The 21,179-nt window shown below is 33.3% G+C and carries 17 protein-coding genes and 1 tRNA gene; 8 read left to right on the top strand and 10 right to left on the bottom strand.

Annotation, left to right across the window (positions count from 1 at the left end):
* Nucleotides 1-92 precede the first annotated feature (92 nt).
* The 3 genes from lpxB (at nt 93) to ACM55K_RS03675 (ending at nt 3,841) form a co-directional block, all read left to right on the top strand.
* A complete protein-coding gene (lpxB, locus tag ACM55K_RS03685; RefSeq protein WP_416848882.1) occupies nt 93-1,205 on the top strand; it encodes a lipid-A-disaccharide synthase in 1,113 nt (370 codons plus the stop codon).
* A gap of 36 nt (nt 1,206-1,241) precedes the next feature.
* Complete coding sequence (locus tag ACM55K_RS03680) at nt 1,242-1,739, top strand: C40 family peptidase (protein ID WP_416848881.1); 498 nt, start codon at nt 1,242-1,244, stop codon at nt 1,737-1,739.
* 65 nt (nt 1,740-1,804) lie between these two features.
* A complete protein-coding gene (locus tag ACM55K_RS03675; protein ID WP_416848880.1) occupies nt 1,805-3,841 on the top strand; it encodes a ComEC/Rec2 family competence protein in 2,037 nt (678 codons plus the stop codon).
* Nucleotides 3,842-3,844: 3 nt separating this feature from the next.
* Here the strand turns inward: ACM55K_RS03675 and ACM55K_RS03670 are convergent, their stop codons facing one another.
* The 4 genes from ACM55K_RS03670 to ACM55K_RS03655 all read right to left on the bottom strand — a co-directional run bounded on the left by ACM55K_RS03670 (nt 3,845) and on the right by ACM55K_RS03655 (nt 9,997).
* Complete coding sequence (locus tag ACM55K_RS03670) at nt 3,845-4,306, bottom strand: thioredoxin family protein (RefSeq protein ID WP_416848981.1); 462 nt, start codon at nt 4,304-4,306, stop codon at nt 3,845-3,847.
* 45 nt (nt 4,307-4,351) lie between these two features.
* Complete coding sequence (locus ACM55K_RS03665) at nt 4,352-6,157, bottom strand: peptide MFS transporter (protein ID WP_416848879.1); 1,806 nt, start codon at nt 6,155-6,157, stop codon at nt 4,352-4,354.
* A 5-nt stretch (nt 6,158-6,162) separates the two neighbouring features.
* Nucleotides 6,163-7,707 (bottom strand): peptide MFS transporter, encoded by a 1,545-nt coding sequence (locus ACM55K_RS03660; RefSeq protein WP_416848878.1) that lies wholly within the window; start codon nt 7,705-7,707, stop codon nt 6,163-6,165.
* 85 nt (nt 7,708-7,792) lie between these two features.
* Nucleotides 7,793-9,997 carry a S9 family peptidase gene (locus ACM55K_RS03655; RefSeq protein WP_416848877.1) on the bottom strand — a complete coding sequence of 735 codons (2,205 nt, stop codon included), beginning with the start codon at nt 9,995-9,997 and terminating at the stop codon, nt 7,793-7,795.
* Nucleotides 9,998-10,266: 269 nt separating this feature from the next.
* On the opposite strand from ACM55K_RS03655, the gene ACM55K_RS03650 reads away from it, so the two are divergent.
* The gene (locus tag ACM55K_RS03650; protein WP_416848876.1) at nt 10,267-11,583 is read left to right on the top strand and encodes a hydroxymethylglutaryl-CoA reductase, degradative; all 1,317 of its coding nucleotides are present in this window, start codon (nt 10,267-10,269) and stop codon (nt 11,581-11,583) included.
* Nucleotides 11,584-11,636: 53 nt separating this feature from the next.
* Entirely contained in the window at nt 11,637-12,554 is a 918-nt protein-coding gene (locus tag ACM55K_RS03645; protein ID WP_416848875.1) for a GYDIA family GHMP kinase, read from the top strand.
* A gap of 125 nt (nt 12,555-12,679) precedes the next feature.
* Here the strand turns inward: ACM55K_RS03645 and ACM55K_RS03640 are convergent, their stop codons facing one another.
* From ACM55K_RS03640 to ACM55K_RS03615, 6 genes are all read right to left on the bottom strand, one after another.
* Nucleotides 12,680-14,776 (bottom strand): peptidylprolyl isomerase, encoded by a 2,097-nt coding sequence (locus tag ACM55K_RS03640; RefSeq protein WP_416848874.1) that lies wholly within the window; start codon nt 14,774-14,776, stop codon nt 12,680-12,682.
* A gap of 109 nt (nt 14,777-14,885) precedes the next feature.
* Nucleotides 14,886-16,145, bottom strand: a complete 1,260-nt coding sequence (locus ACM55K_RS03635) for a hemolysin family protein (protein WP_416848873.1) — start codon at nt 16,143-16,145, stop codon at nt 14,886-14,888.
* A 3-nt stretch (nt 16,146-16,148) separates the two neighbouring features.
* Nucleotides 16,149-16,343, bottom strand: a complete 195-nt coding sequence (locus tag ACM55K_RS03630) for a hypothetical protein (protein WP_416848872.1) — start codon at nt 16,341-16,343, stop codon at nt 16,149-16,151.
* A 17-nt stretch (nt 16,344-16,360) separates the two neighbouring features.
* Nucleotides 16,361-16,915 (bottom strand): LPS export ABC transporter periplasmic protein LptC, encoded by a 555-nt coding sequence (lptC, locus tag ACM55K_RS03625; RefSeq protein WP_416848871.1) that lies wholly within the window; start codon nt 16,913-16,915, stop codon nt 16,361-16,363.
* A gap of 48 nt (nt 16,916-16,963) precedes the next feature.
* Entirely contained in the window at nt 16,964-18,214 is a 1,251-nt protein-coding gene (locus ACM55K_RS03620; protein WP_416848870.1) for a hypothetical protein, read from the bottom strand.
* On the bottom strand, nt 18,207-18,941 hold the full coding sequence (locus tag ACM55K_RS03615; RefSeq protein WP_416848869.1) for a type III pantothenate kinase: 735 nt from the start codon (nt 18,939-18,941) through the stop codon (nt 18,207-18,209). The genes ACM55K_RS03620 and ACM55K_RS03615 overlap by 8 nt, the downstream gene beginning before the upstream one ends.
* Before the next feature lie 98 nt (nt 18,942-19,039).
* Between ACM55K_RS03615 and ACM55K_RS03610 the strand changes: the two genes are divergently transcribed.
* The 3 genes from ACM55K_RS03610 (at nt 19,040) to ACM55K_RS03600 (ending at nt 21,157) form a co-directional block, all read left to right on the top strand.
* Nucleotides 19,040-19,112, top strand: a tRNA-Phe gene (locus ACM55K_RS03610).
* Nucleotides 19,113-19,391: 279 nt separating this feature from the next.
* Nucleotides 19,392-19,811, top strand: coding sequence for a transposase (locus ACM55K_RS03605; protein WP_416848868.1), 420 nt, complete (start codon nt 19,392-19,394; stop codon nt 19,809-19,811).
* Between the two features lie 107 nt (nt 19,812-19,918).
* Nucleotides 19,919-21,157, top strand: coding sequence for a hypothetical protein (locus ACM55K_RS03600; protein WP_416848867.1), 1,239 nt, complete (start codon nt 19,919-19,921; stop codon nt 21,155-21,157).
* Nucleotides 21,158-21,179 lie beyond the last annotated feature (22 nt).

Here is a 21,179-nt window from a genome sequence, read left to right as displayed (position 1 = left end):
TCATACCTTTGTCAACTATAAAATTTTTGGAAGAAAGGTTTCTGAATTTATTGCTGACACTAAAAAATTGAAAAACTCCAAAACATAAAAACATGAAATACTATATTATAGCCGGAGAAGCTTCAGGGGATTTACATGGTTCTAATTTAATGAAAGCACTTTACAAAGAAGATCCTAAAGCCGACATTCGGTTTTGGGGTGGTGATTTGATGCATAATGTTGGCGGAACTTTGGTGAAACATTATCGCGAATTGGCTTTTATGGGATTTATTGAAGTGATTTTCAATTTAAAAACCATTTTGAGCAACATTAAAATATGTAAAAAAGACATTCTAAAATTTCAACCGGATGTACTAATATTCATCGATTATCCTGGTTTTAATTTACGAATTGCAAAGTGGGCAAAAGAATTGAATATAAAAACCCACTATTATATTTCACCCCAAATTTGGGCATGGAAAGAAAGCCGTATTACAGAAATAAAACGAGATGTGGACAAAATGTATGTGATTTTGCCTTTCGAGAAAAAATTTTACGAAGACAAACATCATTTCCCCGTTGAATTTGTAGGCCATCCATTGATTGACGCGATTCATAACCAAACCCCAATCGAAGCTAGCGTTTTTAGAAAAGAAAATAAATTAGACGAAAAACCCATTATAGCCATTCTGCCTGGTAGCCGGAAACAGGAAATCACTAAAATGCTGTCGGTGATGTTGAGCGTTGTCAATGATTTTCCGGAATATCAATTTGTCATTGCAGGCGCTCCAAGTCAGGAATATTCATTTTATGAGAGTTTTATATCCAATGAAAATATAAAATTCATATCCAATAAAACCTATGCTTTATTGCAAAATGCGACTGCCGCATTAGTTACTTCTGGAACAGCAACATTGGAAACAGCGCTTTTCAAAGTTCCGGAAGTGGTTTGTTATAAAGGGAGCTGGGTTTCATACCAAATTGCAAAACGAATCATTACGCTAAAATACATTTCATTAGTGAATTTGATTATGGACGAAGAAGTGGTAACCGAGTTAATTCAGGAAGACTGTACAACGAAACGCATTCGGGAAGAATTGAAAAAAATTCTGGAATCTGATCATCGCGAACAACTTTTAGAGAAATATAACGTTCTAGAAGCGAAACTTGGCGGAATTGGTGCCAGCGAAAAAACGGCAAAATTGATTGTGGCTGATTTACAATGATTCCAATTCTTTTAAAATATGTAAAAAACAACTCTTTTGAAACACCTGCTTTACCTTTTATTAATTCTTATTTTTTTTACGGCATGTAAATCAACTTCGGTAATTATTCCTTCAAAAAAAACTGAAGTAAATACAGATAGAACCAGACATCTAATAGAGCAATTAATTCATACGGCTTCTGATAATATTGGTGTTAAATATAGAACTGGAGGCACTACAAAAGCAGGTTTTGACTGTTCCGGTTTAATCTATTCCGTTTTTAACTCTTGTAAAATTCAACTCCCACGCACCTCTTTTGAACAATCAAAATTAGGATCAATCATTGATCGGGATGATAATATTAAAAAAGGAGATTTAATATTTTTTAAAACCAATAGGAAATCTCAAATTAATCACGTGGGAATGGTAATCGATGTTTCTGATGATGACGTAAAATTCATTCACTCTTCTACCTCCAGAGGCGTAATAATTTCCTCAACAAAAGAGCCATATTATCAACGTTCATTTGCCCAAGTGAATAGAATTATTCGATAAATAATTCGTTCATTTTATTATAAAAAATAAAGCTATTTCTTACTAAAAATTTGTACTTTAGAAAAATGAAAGTGCTACAATTTCCTTTAGCGAGAATCACAATTGGTTTCATTTTAGGGATTCTTCTGCCCTATTATTTAAAACCTGAGCCTAAAATTATTTTTGTCCTACTTTTTGTTTCTGTCTTCTTTTTTAGCATTCTTTATTTTTTATCCAAAAAAAAGGGCAACGACACTACTTATTTTGGCATTTCGACTTACGTGCTTTCTTTTTTTATCGGAGCAACAACTCTAATTGTACACACCGATTATTTTCAAAAAAGCAATTATATCCATTATAGTTCTATTTTCGAAAAACCGCATCTGATATTAGTCACGCTGCGGGAAAAATTAAAAAGTTCTACTTTTAATGATCGTTATATTGCTACAGTAAATCGCATCGATAAAACAGAAAATACGGGTAGAATAATCCTTAATATTCGAAAAGACAGTTTGAATCATCAATTCGAAATTGGAACACCTCTTCGCATCAAAGGCACTTTATATAAAAACAGTCCGCCAAATAATCCCAACCAATTTGACTACAGCAAATACCTGGAGAACAAACAAATCTATGCGCAACTCTACGCTGATGCTGCGGAAATTAGTGTGGGTTCTAAAATGGAAAAGAACATTTGGTATTACACCTCCAGATTAAGAACAAAAATCATTCATAACTTAGAAAAAAACAACTTCCACAAAACCGAATTAAACGTAGCAGTTGCATTGATTATGGGTCAGCAACAAGATATTTCTCCTGAAATCATTCGGGATTATCAATATGCTGGCGCTGTACATATTTTATCCGTTTCAGGATTGCATATTGGATTCATATTGCTCTTTGTCACTTATATACTAAAACCGTTGCCCAATACTAAAAAAGGGTCCTTTATCAAACTGATAATCATTCTGGCTTCATTATCTCTATTTGGACTAATAGCAGGACTAGCACCTTCAGTAGTTCGCTCAGTGGTTATGTTTTCGTTTGTTGCAATAGGCACTCATTTGCGCAGAAGTGTGAATATTTACCACACCTTATTGGTATCTGTCTTGTTAATTTTGCTTTTTCAACCAACCTTTTTGTTTGATGTTGGATTTCAGCTGAGCTATATCGCTTTATTTTTCATCATTTGGTTACAACCACTTTTGGCTTCTATTTGGTTGCCAAAAAACAAAATTTCTAAATACATTTGGGATATTCTCACCGTTTCTTTTGCAGCGCAAATTGGGACTTTGCCATTAAGCATCTATTATTTCCATCAATTCCCAGGTTTATTCTTTGTAACCAATTTAATTATCATTCCATTGCTCAGTCTCATCATGGTTTTAGGCGTTTTTGTCATGGTATTAGCAGCTTTCGGATGCGTTCCCTTGTTACTTTCCAAACCATTGGAATGGAGCATCTTTTATTTGAATAAAATAATCAACTCTATCGCCTCACTGGAACAATTTATAATTCAAAATATCTCTTTCAATTTGTACTTTTTAATTAGTTTTTATTTGATAATTATAAGTACTGTCTTTTGGTTCAAAAAACCAAGTTTCACCAAATTGGCAATGGTTTTAATTTCGATAATCGTTTTACAAATTTCATATATAAAAAACGAATCTGATGTGAAAAACCAAAAAGAATGGATTGTTTTCAATTCCAAGAAAAATACGCTTATTACGGAACGAAACGGAGAAGCGGTTACCTTATATGCTAATGACAGTATTTTGAAAGCCTCCCCAAAAAATAATATTCTGACATCATATTTAGTTGGGAATTTCAGCACTTTGAAAACTAAAAAGAGAATTCAAAACACTGCTTTTTTTAACGGAAAAAAAATTCTGATTTTGGACAGCTTAGGAATTTATACGATAAATATAAAACCTGATATTTTGTTACTTACCCAATCTCCAAAAATAAATTTGGAACGACTATTTCAAACTGTAAAACCAGGAATAGTTATCGCTGATGCATCGAACTATAAAACAGTACAAAAATATTGGAAAGCAACTTGCAATAAACAAAAAATCCCTTTTCACGCAACTGGCGAAAAGGGATTCTATACGTTAAATTGAAATTTATTTCTTTTTCAGAATTCCATCAGCAACAGCTAACCAAGCCGAAGGCCCGCCAGCAACATAACCGGTACTTCCCAGTCCTTCAAAATTCACTTTCCCTTCTTTATTAGTGCCATTGGCAAAATAAATAGTCGGGAATCCTTGAATCCCAAAAGCTTGTTGTAATTCATTATTTTGCGTTTTAATTTCAGGCGTTTGCGGTGTTCTTCTTGGATAATCTAATTCAACCAAAACCACATTATCCTTTGCCCAAGTAGCAAATTCCGGTGTCTTCAACACTTCTTTTTGCAATCGAATACACCAACCACACCAATCGCTACCTGTAAAAAACAGCAACATTGGTTTCTTGGTTTTATTAGAAACTTCCATTGCCTTTTTGACATTGGTCTCCCAGACTAATTCTTGTGCTTCAGCAGCATATGAAGCAACAAACAGCAATGCTGCTACTACTATTTTCTTCATCATTTATATTTTTGTAGTTATCTAATCAATAATAGTGCCTGAAATTTACCTGACACCATGCATTAATTTCTTAATTACAGGAGTCATTAAAATAGAGAACAAAGCTACAACAATTGAAATTATTGTCAACATCCAAAAGAAATAACTTAACCCATGTTCGTTGGCGATTTTATCAATATTCTCACCAAACATACCCGCTCCTTTCATACCAATTGCTACTGCAAGATACCAAACTCCGAACATAAATGCAATCATTCTTGCAGGAACTAATTTACTAACATAAGACAACCCTACAGGTGAGATACACAATTCTGCCATAGTATGAAAAAGATATACCAAAATAAGCCAAATCATACTAACCGAAGCTGTTTTTGCACCTGCTTCAATACCACTCGCGCCACAAGCAACACAAGCCATCCCAAGGGCTAATAATCCCATTCCGATTCCATATTTTAAATTTGCAGAAGGGTTATATTTACTTTCCCACCATTTTGAAAATAATGGAGCCAGGGAAATGATAAACAATGAGTTTAATGTAGAGAACCAAGTAGCTGGAACCTCCGTTAATGCAGTTGTTACTTTATCAATTTTTAGTGATTGCAAAGTGGAATCTGATAAAGATAAATATCCCGCAGTATAATAATCTTTGGTCAACATCCAAATTGCGATTGCCCATATTATAACAAAACTTATGCTCAAAATTATATTTGCCACCGCATAGTATTTGAATGTTTGTTTAAATAACAAATACAAAACCCATGTAATAATCACTAATGGCATAATTGTAATTAATGAATTAACCACTAAAAACACGACGCTCCAATTCCCAACTAAAACCCGATCAGTATAGTCATTAGCAAAAATGGTTAAACTATTTGGAGACTGTTCAAAAATCGCCCAAAAGAAGATGGTCAGAAAAGCGAAAAATGTCACTGCTATTAATTTTTCTTTAGTGATTTGTGAATATTGCGTAAATCTGTAAACTAACAGTATAACGAATAAAAGCAATGCTGAAACTATAGCAATTGCGTTTCCGTTTTCACCAAGAAAAGAAAAAATATTTATTTTACCTCCTGAAATTTTTGAAGCAGGATCATTTAAAATCCACAACAATCCTAAAATTGATGACAGCGCAATAATTCCAAGTTGCCAAGGTGTAAATGGATTTCTTTTATCAGTATCCAAAGCCTCGGCCTTAGCTTTACTTGCTGCACTTGGTTTTAAACCAATGTCTCCAAAGATATTTTGAGACAACCAAAATTGCAACATACCAAAGAACATAAAAATTCCGGCAAGACCAAAACCATAACTCCATCCTACTTTTTCTCCTAAATACCCACAAAGCAATATTCCAAAGAATGCACCAGCATTGACACCCATATAAAATAAAGTATAAGCACCATCTTTCTTCTCAGGACGGTCCTTATACATTTCAGATACGATTGAAGTCATATTAGGTTTGAAAAATCCGTTTCCAAAAACTAATAAAACCAATCCTAAATAAATAGAAAATTCTGTTTCAACCGCCATAGAAGCATGACCTAACGTCATTAAAACTGCACCTACAACAACTGCCCATCTAAAACCAATCACTTTATCCGCAAAGTAACCTCCTAACATGGTTGATAAATAAACCAGACCAACATAAGAACCAAATAAAGCGGATGCATTTTCTCTAGTCCATTCCCAACCTCCATCAGTAAAAGAAGTGGTCAAAAACAATATCAATAAAGAACGCATCCCGTAGAATGAAAATCGCTCCCACATCTCTGTGAAGAATAAAACGAATAATCCCGCTGGATGTCCTAAAACGGTGCTTTTAAAAAATTGGTCTGTAGTATTTTCACTCATAATAATTAATTATTTAATTCTTTGTCAACTCCGTGCATTAATTTTTTGATTACTGGCGAAAGTGCTAAAAGAACAATTCCGAAGCCAAGTCCAGTATAAAATAAATATTCAAAAAGCGTTAAGTAACTCTGTTTTGCTAAATTTAAATCCGGTGCTGTACCATTTGAAGTATCTACAGAGGCGATGTTAGCTAAAATTGAAGCAATAAATTCTGAACTGGCTGTTGCCAAAAACCAAACTCCCATCATAAATCCCACAATTTTCACAGGAGACAATTTAGTAACGGCTGAAAGACCAACTGGTGACAGACACAATTCTCCACAAGTATGTAAAAAGTAGGTAAGAATTAGCCAAACCATAGCCACTTTTCCTAAACCTGACAAACTAATCCCTAAAACCAAAGAACCGAAACCTAACCCTACAAATAACAAAGCTATTGAAAATTTCACTGCCGTATTCGGATTATACTTACCTAATTTCACCCATAACCAAGCAAAAACCGGGGCTAATAAAATAATAAACAAGGCGTTAAAACTTAAAAATTGCCCTGCAGATATTGTATACCCAAAAATAGTTCGGTCTAAAATTCTATCCGCAAATAAATTTAACGAAGTATATGCTTGTTCGAATAATGCCCAGAAAATTACTGTAAAAACAATTAAAATGGTTAATGCAATTAATTGCTCTCTTGCTTTTTTATCTAATTGTGTGATGCTGTAGTAAATTATATAAATAAATGAAGCTGCACCAGCAACCATCAATGAACTAGAAACTACATCATGGCGTTGTACCATTTGCCAAAAAATCAAAGCAGATGAAACACTAATTATGTATATTAACCATTCGTTTTTCAAACCAAAAGATTTTTTCTCCAAGAGTTCTGGCACTTTTGATTCTCCTTTTCCCATCAACAATTTTCTTCCTGAAATAAAAGTCAATAATCCAAAAAACATTCCTACGCCAGCTGCCCCAAATCCGTAGCTCCAACCGTACGTTTCTCCAAGCCAAACACAAATTATAGTTGCTAAAAAAGACCCTAAGTTGATCCCCATATAAAATAATGTAAAACCAGAATCTCTTCTTTTATCCCCTACTTCATACAATTCACCAACTAATGAAGAAATATTCGCTTTAAGAAAACCGACTCCTACAATTATTAATGATAAAGAAAAATAAAATATTTGTAATGCTGCATCGTCTCTAGTAATTTCTCCCGTGACCGATTGTGTAGCGGCATTTCCTTCATAAGCCATTCCTAAATGACCAAGAACGAGCATTATTCCACCAAAAACTATTGCTTTTCTAAAACCTAAATATCGGTCTGCAATAAAACCTCCAATTACTGGTACAGCATATACCAAGGCGGCATAGCTTCCTATCAATAGATTTCCACTGCTATCAGAAAAAAGATGGTATCTTGTTAAATAGAAAATTAATAGTGCTTTCATCCCGTAAAACGAAAAGCGTTCCCACATTTCTGTAAAAAACAATATAAAAAGTGCCCTTGGATGTCCAAAAAAATCTTTTTCCTTCGATAAGTCGTTTGTCATAAAGTTGTGTTATAAATTTTCTTTGATAAAGTTAGTCATTTTATTATAGAATTGAATTCTGGTTTTTATCGGTTAGATTTGAAAATCAAATAGTCTCCTTGCTTGAATCAATAGTATTCCCCAAATTTTCTTTTATAAAATTGGTCATTTTAGTATACAATTGAATTCTCGTTTTTCCGCCTCTAATACTGTGATCATTATCGGGATAAATCTGCGAATCAAATTGTTTGTTGGCTTGAATCAAGGCTTCCATCATTTGCATCGAATTTTGCACATGCACATTATCATCACCAGAACCATGAATCAAAAGAAATTTTCCTTTTAGTTTATCTACATAATTTATTGGGGAGTTTTCATCGTAACCACTAGGATTTTCTTGAGGCGTTTGCATGTAACGCTCGGTATAAACACTATCATAAAATCTCCAATTCGTTACCGGAGCAACCGCAATTGCCATTTTGAAAACATCATTCCCTTTCATAATACAATTAGAAGCCATAAATCCTCCGAAACTCCATCCCCAAATTCCAATTCTGGATTTATCAACAAAAGAGTAATTCCCTATAACCTTCGCTGCGTCAATTTGGTCTTCCACTTCATATTTCCCTAATTGCTTTTGGGTCACCTTCTTAAAATCGGCACCTTTAAAACCTGTTCCACGACCGTCAACACAAGCCACAATATAACCTTGTTGGGCTAACATCATAGCCCAGTAATCATTGGAAGCATTCCATTGATTGGCTCCAGACTGTGATCCAGGACCAGAATATTGAACCATGAAAACTGGATATTTTTTTAAAGCATCAAAATCTTTCGGCTTCATAATCCAAGTATTCAGCTCATTTCCTTTTTCAGTTTTCAAAACAAAAAATTCTTTCGCAGGTAAGTTGTACGGTTTTAATTTTGCTGCTAATGCTTCGTTATTCTCAATAACTTGAACTTGTTTTCCTGCCTTAGCTTCGTTCAAAGAATAAATCGTTGGTTGTAAAGTACTAGAAAACGTATTGATGTAGTATTGGAAATTAGGGCTAAAAGTTGCTGTACTTGTTCCCACATTTTTAGACAGACGCACTTTATTTTTTCCGTCAAGAGCTATTCTATAAACATCTCTATTAATCGAGCCATTCTCTACCGATTGGTAAAAAACAGTATTCGTTTTTTCATCAAATCCATAGTAATTGGTTACTTCCCAGTTTCCTTTGGTCACTTGATTTTTCAACTTTCCTCTTTTATCATAAACGTAAATATGATTGAATCCGTCTTTTTCGCTAGTCCAAATAAAACTATTGTCTTTCAAAAAAGTAAGGTTATCAGTAACATCTACATACGCTTTGTCTTTTTCATTCAAAACTACTTTTGCAGCTCCTGAATTCCCATCGATAAACATCAAGTCTAAATTATCCTGATGACGATTCAACACTTGAGCCGAAAGCACATTGGCATCATTAGTCCATTTTATTCTTGGAATATAAAAATCATTGTAGTTTCCAAGATTTACTTTTTTGGTGGCGTTGCTGGTAACATCATAAATATGCAAAGACACTAACGAGTTTTTCTCGCCTGCTTTTGGATATTTGAATGTTTCAATTTTAGGATATAAATCCTTTCCAAATATAGACATGGAGAATTCAGGAACTTGACTTTCGTCAAAACGGATATAAGCCACTTTTTTACTGTCTTTACTCCAGTCGAATGCTCTTACGAAAGCAAATTCTTCTTCGTAAACCCAATCCGTTATTCCATTGATGATGTTATTCTTCTTTCCGTCTGTAGTAATAGCAGTTGCTTTTTTTGAAGCCAAATCATATATATAAAGATTATTTTCTTTTGCGTAAGCTATCTTTTTACCATCTGGGGAAAATGTAGGTTCTTGAATTTGAAAATCAAATAACTTTGTTAATTGTTTGGTCCCTATGTTATACACATAATAATCGGCAGTAAAAGAATGACGGAAAATCTTATTGGTGTTACACGCTAACAAAATCATTTTTTCAGAAGCATCAAACGTATAACTGTCAATCCCGCTAGATAAATCTTTATGCGATTTTGTATCTATAAGTGTAGTTACTTTTTTCAAGGTTGCAAAATCATACAAATCTATTTGTGTACTTCTTGACTTTTGGTCAAAATTCAATACCGAATATTGATTGGTAATTTTCATGGACTGTAACTCATCCATTCCTTTAGCAGTAAAAGCACCATTAAAGATTTCATCGATTGTAATTTTTTGTTGACCAAAAACAGTAAAACACAAGAATAAAAGTAAGGTTGTAATTTTGTTCGAATTCATATATAGCTAATATTAATTTTGGAAATATGTTAAACGCCAAGAGGCGTTATTTTCATTTGATATTGTTATTTTTAATCACGACTATTTCATAATTTTTATTTAAATATAAAAACCGTCAATTTTAGTGAAAAATTTACAATTATTTCACATTTGATGTGTTAAATGTTAAAAACAATATTAAACACACTCATTTATTGAGGATAATCTGATAGTAAACAAAACGGCTAAAAGCGTATCTTTGCGCGTATATATATTATAATCTATTGAGAATGAATAACGCCGTAGCAGGATTTTCTAAATTATCCAAAGAAGAAAAAATAAACTGGATTGCCAAAGAATACTTTTCAACTCCTTCTGAAGCAATAGCATTACTTAAAAACTATTGGAATTCAGATGAAAAAATACAGAAATTACACGATGAATTCATAGAAAATACGATAACCAATTTCTATATTCCACTAGGAGTCGCTCCAAATTTCCTAATCAACAACAAATACAGTGCCATTCCGATGGCAATTGAAGAAAGTTCAGTGGTTGCTGCTGCTTCAAAAACCGCAAAATTTTGGTCCACTCGAGGAGGTTTTAAAGCTACTGTTATCGATACCGAAAAAATTGGCCAGGTTCATTTTATTTTCAAAGGTGACGTTTCAAAACTGGAATTATTCTTTGTTCAAACCAAAGCTAAGTTTTTTTCAGAAACAGAATCCATCACAAAAAACATGCAAAAACGTGGCGGTGGAATTCTTGATATTGTCCTAAAAGACAAAACTGATTTACTACCGAATTACTTTCAGCTTCATGCTACATTTGAAACCAAAGACAGCATGGGTGCTAATTTTATCAATTCTTGTTTAGAGCAATTTGCCAAAACATTAAGAGAAGAAGCATCGATTTATGAATTATTCTCTGTAACCGAGAAAAACATCCAAATCGTAATGAGCATTCTCTCGAATTATGTTCCTAACTGTCTCGTTAGAGCTGAAGTTTCGTGTCCTGTTGAAGAATTAAAAGAAAAGCACATTTTAAATCCTACAGCATTTGCAGAACGATTTGTCCAAGCAGTTCAAATTGCCGAAGTAGAACCATACCGCGCCGTAACACACAACAAAGGAATTATGAACGGCATCGATGCTGTTGTGTTAGCTACTGGTAATGATTTCCGCGCAGTAGAAGCTGGAATTCATGCCTATGCAGCACGAAACGGAAAATATACCAGTTTATCACATGCCAAAACAGAGAATGGAATATTCACTTTTTGGTTAGAAATACCGTTAGCTTTAGGTACCGTTGGCGGATTAACTTCTTTACATCCATTAGTAAAACTAGCATTAGAAATGCTTGAAAACCCATCCGCGAAGGAATTAATGCAAGTGGTCGCAGTCGCTGGTTTGGCACAAAATTTTGCCGCTTTACGCTCCTTGACAACTACTGGAATTCAGGAAGGTCATATGAAAATGCATTTAAACAACATCATCAATCAGTTTGAAGCCAACGATGATGAACGAATTTTGATCCATAAATATTTCAAGAAAAATACTATTTCACATAGTGCGGTAGTTGACTTTATTGAAAATTTAAGAAACTAATTTTACCCCTAATGCAACAAAAAAAGGAGATTGCTTCGTTCCTCGAAAAAATAATGAGACAAACATTCTACAGTAACGGAAAACTTTTAATCACAGGAGAATATCTTGTTTTGGATGGCGCAAAAGCTTTTGCATTACCCACAAAATTAGGACAAAACCTGATTATAGAAAAAGGAACCAACAAAGAAATCATTTGGAAAAGCTACGATGCTGATGGCAGCATTTGGTTTGAAGACAGCATTTCATTTTTGGATATTTCAAATAAAAGAAATTCAGAAAGTGAATCCGTTAAAGCTACATTGACAGCTATTTTACACGAAGCTTTTGTATTAAATCCTGATTTCATTATTAATTCCGAAGGATACACAATCACCACTGAACTTGGATTTCCTAAAAGTTGGGGTTTAGGCACCTCGTCCACTTTGATAAACAACATTGCTCAATGGCTGCAAATTGACGCCTTTACGCTGCTTAAAAACAGTTTTGGAGGAAGCGGTTATGATATTGCGTGTGCTCAAAACGACACTCCCATTTTATACCATTTAGAACAAGGAAAACCTATTGTTGAAAAAGTAAATTTTAGTCCTGTATTTACTGAAAATATTTATTTTGTATATCTCAATAAAAAACAAAGCAGCAAGAATGCAATCGCTTCATACAACACCAATAAAAAAAACAACCTGGCACGAACCATTGTTTTAAATGACAAAATAACTTTTGAAGTTTTAAAAGCCACTACGCTTCACTCATTTACCTTAGCGATAGAAAAGCACGAAACCGAAATGAGTGTTATTCTGGAAATGCAAACCATTAAAGAATCTTTATTTCCAGATTTTAATGGTGCAATCAAAAGCCTTGGTGCTTGGGGAGGCGATTTTATAATGGTAATTGCAGCTGAAAATCCTAGTGAATATTTTGCTTCAAAAGGATATAAAACAATTATTCCTTATCACGAAATGATTTTATCTTAATTCAACAATTAGATTTTCATCTTAAATTCTAATCAACCTTTCAAACAAAACCATACTAAAAACAAAATCCCGATACATTCAGAACGTATCGGGATTTTTTATCTTGAAAATAATTACTTATGATATTAGTAATTGAATTGTTTTCTGTTGTCTTCTATTTTAGCATTCCCTTTCAATGCAGGAATAACTCTATTTACATCTGAAGCGCTTTGTGATTTCAATTTAGCTACGTAAGCTTCATGACTTTTCAAAACCGGTGCTTTTACTGTACTTACGTTTTTCACAACATAAACACCTGTATTTCCTTCAATCGGCGCTGACAATTTATTAGCTGACAATGCAAATGCATTTCCAACAACTTTAGGTTCTTGTCCTGCACCAACTAACATTGGGTTTTCCATTGTAACTTCAGTAGCTTGTTGTATAACTGAACCTGTAGCTTTTGCAATTGCTTCTAGAGAAGTTCCTGTCATTTTAGCTTTGATCAATTCCGCTTTTTTCTTGTTTTTAAGAATTGGCTCTACATAAGGTCTAGCCAAAGTGATTGACACTAAACCAGATTTATCGATACTTTTAACTTTTGCAATAACATGACCTAGATTAGCCACTTCAAATCTTTTTACAGCACCAACTTTAGCATCATCTTCAAATGCCCATCTTACTATTGTTCTTTGATTTCCTAAAGGACCAAAAGTTTCATCCATTGCTTTTACAGTAACTGGAGCAGCTATTGTAAGTTTCATGTCTTTTGCAACTTTTGCAAAATCCTTATCAGCAGCATCCATTTCAAACTTGGTTGCTTGTGAGAAAATTTTATCTGAAGTTGCTTCTGAAGCTTCAATTTTTTGAGCTACTGTAGCTAGACGAATCCCGTCTTGTTTATCTGTAATTTTGATAATATGAAATCCGAAAGGTGTTTCAACTAATCCTATATTACCAATTGAATTATTGAAAACGAAATCGTTAAAAGGTTTTACCATTTGGTTTGGACCAAAATAACCTAAATCACCCCCTTGTTGTGCTGATGAATCATCCGAATTTGTGAAAGCCAACATTAGGAAACTATCTGGATTTGCATTCACCTGAGCCAATACTGCTTCTGCTTTAGCTTTAGCTTGCTCTTTGTTTCTTTTTTCTTTTTGATTCGGAACTTGCGTTCCTTCATAACTAATTAAAATGTGACTTGCTTTTGCATTTACACCTAATTTTTTACCCATAGATTTTGAAATACAATAGTATTTTCCAAACATATAAGGGCCATATACTTCTCCTGGAGCAAGATTAAACAATCTATCCGCATCAACTGCAGGCAAATCTTTCTTAGCAACATAAGTAGAATCATAAGGGACATCTGAATTTGAGTTTACAAATTCGATATTATTTGTAGCAGCTTTAAATCCTGGCAAAGTATCGTTTTTACCAGTTGCCTGATTATAAACTACACTTCCAGATAACAATCCGTTAATTTTAGATTTAACTTCATTCTCATCAGTAACTGAAGCTTTATCTTCAATCAAAACATACTCTACTTCACGAGATTCGTCTGCTTTGTATTTTTTTTCATTTTTCTTCATGAAATCTACAATCTCAGCATCAGTAACTTTAACGTCACTATCTTTAATAGTAGAATATAAACCTGCAACGTAAGCAAAATTTACTTTGTTAGCTTCCATTTCATATTTCAACTTTCCTTCGCTTTCAGTAGTATAAACCGCTGCTTTTATCAAAGTATTGTAAATTTGATATTTTGCATTTAACTCCGCATCTTTTTCTCTGTCTTTCAAGTATTGTGCTTGAGCCGGATTTGATTTGAAATATTCTTTGAATTTTGCAATATCAAACATACCTGCTGCATTCAAGAACAATGGATTTTTACCAATGTTTTCATCCCCTTTTAAAACCTCCAATAAGTGTTTTTCACCTACTCTTAATCCTAATTTATCAAATTCAGAAGTCAGTAAAGCGATAGAAACTTCCTGATCCCAAACTCTGTTAGCTGCAGCCGTAGAAGTAATTCCTTCTTGACTTTTCTCAACATTGCTCACTTTGATTCTAAAATCTTCAAATGCGATGTCTTTTCCATCAATACTTCCTACATCTTTGGTATTTTGACCAAGGCCACCTTGACCGACAAGATCTTGTATTATAAATGCAAATAATGCGATAGCAATAGCTGCTATTAATAAGGCGGAACGTTGTCTAATTTTTGCTAAAACTGCCATTTTTATTGTTGTTAATTTTTATATTCAGTTTGCGAAAATACAATTATCTAATTAATAATTATAGTAGTAGCGTTTTATTTTACAAGAAATTTCAATTTTATAAAAAAAATCAGTCTCTTAGCGACATTTTAACTAATTCTATTTTCTTGTTTGTGGCTTCTTCTATTATAAAATGGAAGCTTCCTATAGTAATTACAGCTCCTTTTTGAGGAATTTCTTTGGTGTGATCCACTATAAAACCCCCCAGTGTACCGTAAGAATCGCTTTCCGGAATATGAAGTTTATAGGTCTGATTTAAATACTCCACATCGAGTCGGGTTGAAAAAACATATGTATCGTCTCCGAGTTCATTTTCAATCAGCTCTTCTTCTGAATCGTGTTCATCTTCTATTTCTCCAAAAAGTTCTTCCACAATATCTTCAATGGTGATAATCCCGGAAGTTCCACCATATTCATCCAAAACAACTGCTACACTTTTCCTTTTTTTGGTCAACAAATTCATTGCATCTTTAATGAAAATTGTCTCAGGAACAAATTCAACAGAAATTACAATTTCCTTGATACTATTTGGCTTTTTAAACAAATCGAATGAATGTACATATCCAACTATATCATCTAATGAATTTTGATAAACAACAATTTTAGAATAACCAGTTTCAATAAACACTTTATTCAACTCTTCAATAGAATCATATAAATCAATTGCTACGATTTCAGTCCTGGGACTCATAACATCCCTTGCTTTTACACCCGAAAATTCCAAAGCATTTTGAAACATTTGTATTTCAGAATCGACCTCTTCATTATCTTCAACAGTACTCATTTGTTCCGTAATATAATTTCCTAACTCCACTTTACTAAAATAAAGCTGCACTTGATCCCCTTCCGTTTTAAAAAATTTTTTCAAAACAAAATCAGAAACCCAGATAAAAAAAGTAGAAATAAAATAAAACAAGATGTAAAAAACATATGCCGGAACAGCAAAAAACTTTATTAATGTGTTGGCATAAATTTGAAAAAACACTTTAGGTAAAAATTCTGCTGTAATCAAAACGATTAGTGTAGAAAGCAGTGTTTGAAGAAATAAATCCAGCAAGCTTGAAAAATGAAACCCCATAGCTTCAATCCACTTCATTAATAATTCGCCCATAAAAAATCCATAAACCACTAATGCTATATTGTTTCCAATAAGCATAGCCGCTATAAACTTGGAAGGCTTTTCTGTAAGTTTTGTAAGTATTTTAGAAACGAAGTTATCCTGTTTTTTTTCTATTTCAAGATAAATTTTATTGGAAGAAATGAAAGCGATCTCCATTCCTGAGAAAAAAGCACATAGTATTAAACACAGTATTATAATACTAATCTCCATGTACTAGGATTTTTTATTTCGGTCTTCAAATTTTTTAGCAAATTTCAATCGGAAGAAAAACATAAAAATTGCTAATCCTGCTATAATAAAACTCAACCATGGTGTGCTGTCGGCTGCGTTTAATTTTGTAACTCCATCATAAATGAAGTACGCTCCAAAAATAAGGTAAATGTAAGGTGTGTATTTTAAGTAGCTCATACTATAGTTTTATAAAATTATTCGGCTGTTTGAATTTCGCCGGTTATCCTTTGCGAATTAATCACTTTGAAATCTTTGCTAAAATCGATTCCCTGACCGTTTGATGTTCCTTTAATATCAGTAAATTTAAACTTTTTTTCAGTAAAAAACCATTCGTTTTTTTGATCGTAGTACAATTGTTCCGTTTCCATAGTCTGACCATTTTCCGATTTTATTTTCACCTTTCCCTGCAAATCAATAATACCGGTTCCTTTGTAAGAAACGGCATAATTTGAGGTTATAAATGTTTTTTTAGCTTTGTTATCATACAAAGTAACATCAATTCCTTTTGGAAATTCAGTAAAAGGAAAATCTACACTTGAGAAATCTAACATTTTAGGACTAACCAAAATCGCTTTAATCAATCCCGAATCCGTATATTTCAGGTTCACATTATCAGCATCACCACTGGGAACAAACTCAGAAAAGTTTATTTTTTGCACTTCTTTAAAATTACTTTCACACCCAAAAAACAGAGTCACAGTGAAAACTGTGACTATTGGGATGATTATATATTTTTTTAGTAAAAGCATACGCTGTACTCGAAAAAGCAGTTTGATTAGATGTACTCGATTAGATTTTTAGTTGAATTTTCGTTTATCGAACCATTTGTCATTAAGAGAAAAACCAACACTGAAATTAGCATAATTCTCTTGAATCAAATTTGCATTTGTAGTTCCTCTTTTCCCTAATTCAAAACCTAAATTTATATTAGAAAAACTACCCGTAATTGGCAAACCTAATCCGAAAGTTAATCCCATATCATTTATAGACTGAGAATTAATCATTAGACCGGTTTTTTCATATTTAAGTCCCCCTCTGTAAACAATTCTTTTTGCATAATTTGTAAACGAGTTATAATTAGGAATGTAATACCCCCCTAAACTAACACTACCGTATCTTCCATAACCAACATTACTTGCTTTATTATAGCTATTTTCCTGACCTGAAGTTTTTTGATACGAAATTTTTCCTCCAACAAGCCATTTTTTCGCCTCTCCAATTCCAGCAGCAAATGATATTTTGCTAGGCAATTTTACATTCGTTTCTGTTTTTTGATCTGCAAGTGCGTCTACAACAGCTACATTAAATTCCGAATTATACACTACAGTGGCAATATTTCTGGTGTTTTGAGAAGTTAAGGTTCCTTGTACGGTATAATTTAAACTCGAGTAAGCCGTTAATTTTTTATTTATTTTAGTTTGGTACATCGCTCCAATATTAAAATTCACACCAGATAAATCTGCGGTATTCAATTCGCGAGTTCCCACTGGAACATTCGTAAGAAATTCTAAACTATTGGTTTCAATTTTACCAAAATTATAATGCACATCAGCACCAACACTGAAATTAGGAGCTATTTTATAACCTGCTCCCAAAAAAACTTTATTCAAACCACCCGTTCCGCTTAAACGTCTGTTTGTTGCTCCGTCTTCTGAAGACAATGACTCAATTTTATATCCTACAGAAGAATAAGGAATCAATCCAAAACCTATTCCCAATTTACCTAAAGGCAAACCAACAGCTAAATAATCTAAAGTTGTTCGACGAGCACTAGCTGATCCTGAATTACTTTTTAAGCTTTTTGTGCCATAAGTACCTCCCAAAGAAAAAGTAGTTAATTTTAGATTTGAATAACTGGCTGGATTTTCTAAATTGATATGAACACTGTCCTGCTCAACTGCTACACCTGCCATAGAACGATTTTCGAGTGTTCCTTTGAATCTTATGTCGCCAATTCCGTAAAAAGAATAAGGTGATGAAGTTCCTTCTTGAGCAAAGGATATAAGTGAAAAAAGCAAATAGGCGCTTATTAGAAATTTTTTAATCATTTTTGATTTTATATTGAAATGTTTGGTTCAAACTTTCTAAAAGAAAATTTGAATTGGCAAATATGGTATTTTTTAATCGTTTAGCCAAAAATTCTGTGTCCCCTCCCGTTAAAATTATTATAAAATTTAAATACCGTGCGCTATATTCATCGATGAAACCGTCAATCTCATAGACTAAACCATTCGCCACACCAGAATGAATAGACTCAGAAGTCGATTTTCCTATCAAATCCTTTGGGTCTTCTAAGGTTAACAAAGGCAATTTTGCAGTATAGTTATGCAATGATTCATATCGCAACCGTAGTCCTGGCGCTATTGCTCCACCAAGATAGTTGTTATTTTCATCTATAAAATCAAAGGTGACACAAGTTCCTGCGTCGATGACCAATCGGTTCTGATTTGGAAACTGAAGCGTTGCTCCAGCAGCAAGAACCATCCTATCAATTCCTAAAGTTTTAGGGGTAGCATAACAATTAACAAAAGGGAAAGGATTTTCATGGGATATAAAATGGACTTTTAAATCATTTTCAAATTCCAAAAATGATTGTTTTTCGACATCTCCAACGGACGAAACGACCAAATCATCAATTTTTTTATATTTTTTTAAAATATTTTCAATATTCTTTTGGAGTTCATTTTTAACAAACACAAAATTTTCTACGAGTATATCACCCTCAAAGACAGCAGCTTTAATTCTTGTATTTCCGACATCAATAGCTAGAATCATATTTTATTTTTTGATGTTGCGAAGATACGAATTGATTTTTTTTAAAAATTGTTTTGGATAAACTAAAAATCATTCTATATTTGCACCCGCAATAGCGAGGTACCTTAGCTCAGATGGTAGAGCAATGGACTGAAAATCCATGTGTCCCTGGTTCGATCCCTGGAGGTACCACAAAACCCGAATAGAAATATTCGGGTTTTTTGTTTTTATACGTTTCTCAAATCCACAACACTTTTGGATTTACTCCTTCAAAAGATAAGTTACCCACCTTTTATCTGAAGAAGTCCTATTCTAAGACATCAACCTCATTTTTACAAAACGCCTTTATTTTGCTAAACCCCTACCTATTCTTCAACAAAAATGAAAGGTTCGCAATTTTTTTTATATTTTTTTACGAAATTAAAATAATAATAATTGCTAATTTACTATATTTATGCAAAATTTATATACATGGAGCTTTTAACCTGTCCAAAATGTCAAGGAAATCAAATTACTAAAAGCGGCGTAATAAACAACAAACAACGGTATTTATGCAAAAAATGTAACTACTTTTTTACTGTCAATAAAATTGGAAAAAAAATTGATGATTACTATGTTACCAAAGCATTGCAATTATATTTGGAAGGATTGAGTTATCGAGAAATCGAACGCATTATCGGGGTATCACATGTTACTGTCAGCAATTGGGTAAAGGCCTTTAATATCAAAAAACCTTCCCATGCCAATTACCATCCTACCTATAAGATTTTTAATCATTTAGAACTAGTAGAATATGTAAAAAACAAAGAATTACTTTCAGGAGCAGGAATGATAATAACAGAACTTGGAGATAAATTTATGCTTATAAAATGGGAAAGATTTAAAGATTAACTATAATACTTTACATATATATATATCTTAATTTTTTATATAAACAAAAAATTAGAATTTGGCTGTGTTGAAACTAACCATTTTCACTAACCAAATTACAATCTATTATGAAAAAAATGTATTTGATAGCGGCACTACTGCTTTTATCTCTAAAATGCTTTTCACAAGGCTCCCCAGATTATGGAGCCGGAATGAAATTCAATTTTAACGAGGATGGCTCAAAGTATCTTAGAGTAATTTCATGGGCACAGTTTTGGGCCCAATACAATTCGGATCGCCCTTTGGATGCTAATGGCAACGAGCAAGGCGACTTGGATTTTAGCGTTAGAAGAGCTCGTATTTTAATGTATGCACAAATCAATAAAGACTTTTTAATCTTAACTCATTTTGGACTAAATAGTTTAAATTCAAATTCTTTAAGCCCTACTGGAACCGGAGAAGGCTCTCAATTATTTTTACATGATGTCTGGGCACAATACAGTTTAGGCAAAAATCACGCTATTGGAGGCGGATTACATTATTGGAACGGAATTTCACGTTTAAATAATGCAAGTACATTAAACATAATGACTTTAGACAATCAAAGACAGTCATGGGCTACCTTAGGTTTGTCTGACCAATTTGGTAGACATATTGGGGTTTATGCAAAAGGGACTATAGAAAAACTACAGTACCGAATTTCCATAAACGAAGCGTCAACGAATAATTTACAGTCAACTACAGTCCCAACAAATGGTGGAGCAGCAACTTTCACAGGAAGACGTTTGTTAGGTTCTAAAGAAGCAGGCAAAACATTTGCAGGATATTTTGAGTACGGTTTTTTAGATTCTGAAAGTAATTTTTTACCTTATAAAGTGGGCACATATCTAGGATCTAAAAAAGTTTTCAATATCGGAGCTGGTTTTTCTAACCAACCAAATGGAGCTGTAATCGCTGATAATTCGGGTAATTTAAGTGGCGAAAACGTATTTATTTTTGCATTGGATGCTTTTTATGATGTCCCGATGGGAACTAAAGGAGCAGCACTTACTGCCTATGCTTTGTATCAAAATTCGGATTATGGAAAAAATTTCAGATTAGGCACTACTTATGAAACAGGCTCCATGCTTTATGGCCATGTTGGTTACGTTATCCCAGGAAAATCAAAAACCCGTTTCCAACCTTACGCATCTTACAACGACAGAAAGATTGATGCTCTAAACGACAATGCCACTCAATTTGGAATTGGCACCAATGCCTTTTTTAGCGGACATAATTCTAAATTAACTTTGGAATATCAAACTTTAAAATACGCTACAAACAAAGCTATAAATACTGTTACGTTACAAGCAATGATCTATCTATAATAATTTAAAAACAAGAAATAAA

The sequence above is a fragment of the Flavobacterium arabinosi genome (genome assembly GCF_048158725.1).
Lineage (GTDB): Bacteria > Bacteroidota > Bacteroidia > Flavobacteriales > Flavobacteriaceae > Flavobacterium > Flavobacterium arabinosi.
This window is presented reverse-complemented; position numbering and strand designations above follow the sequence as displayed.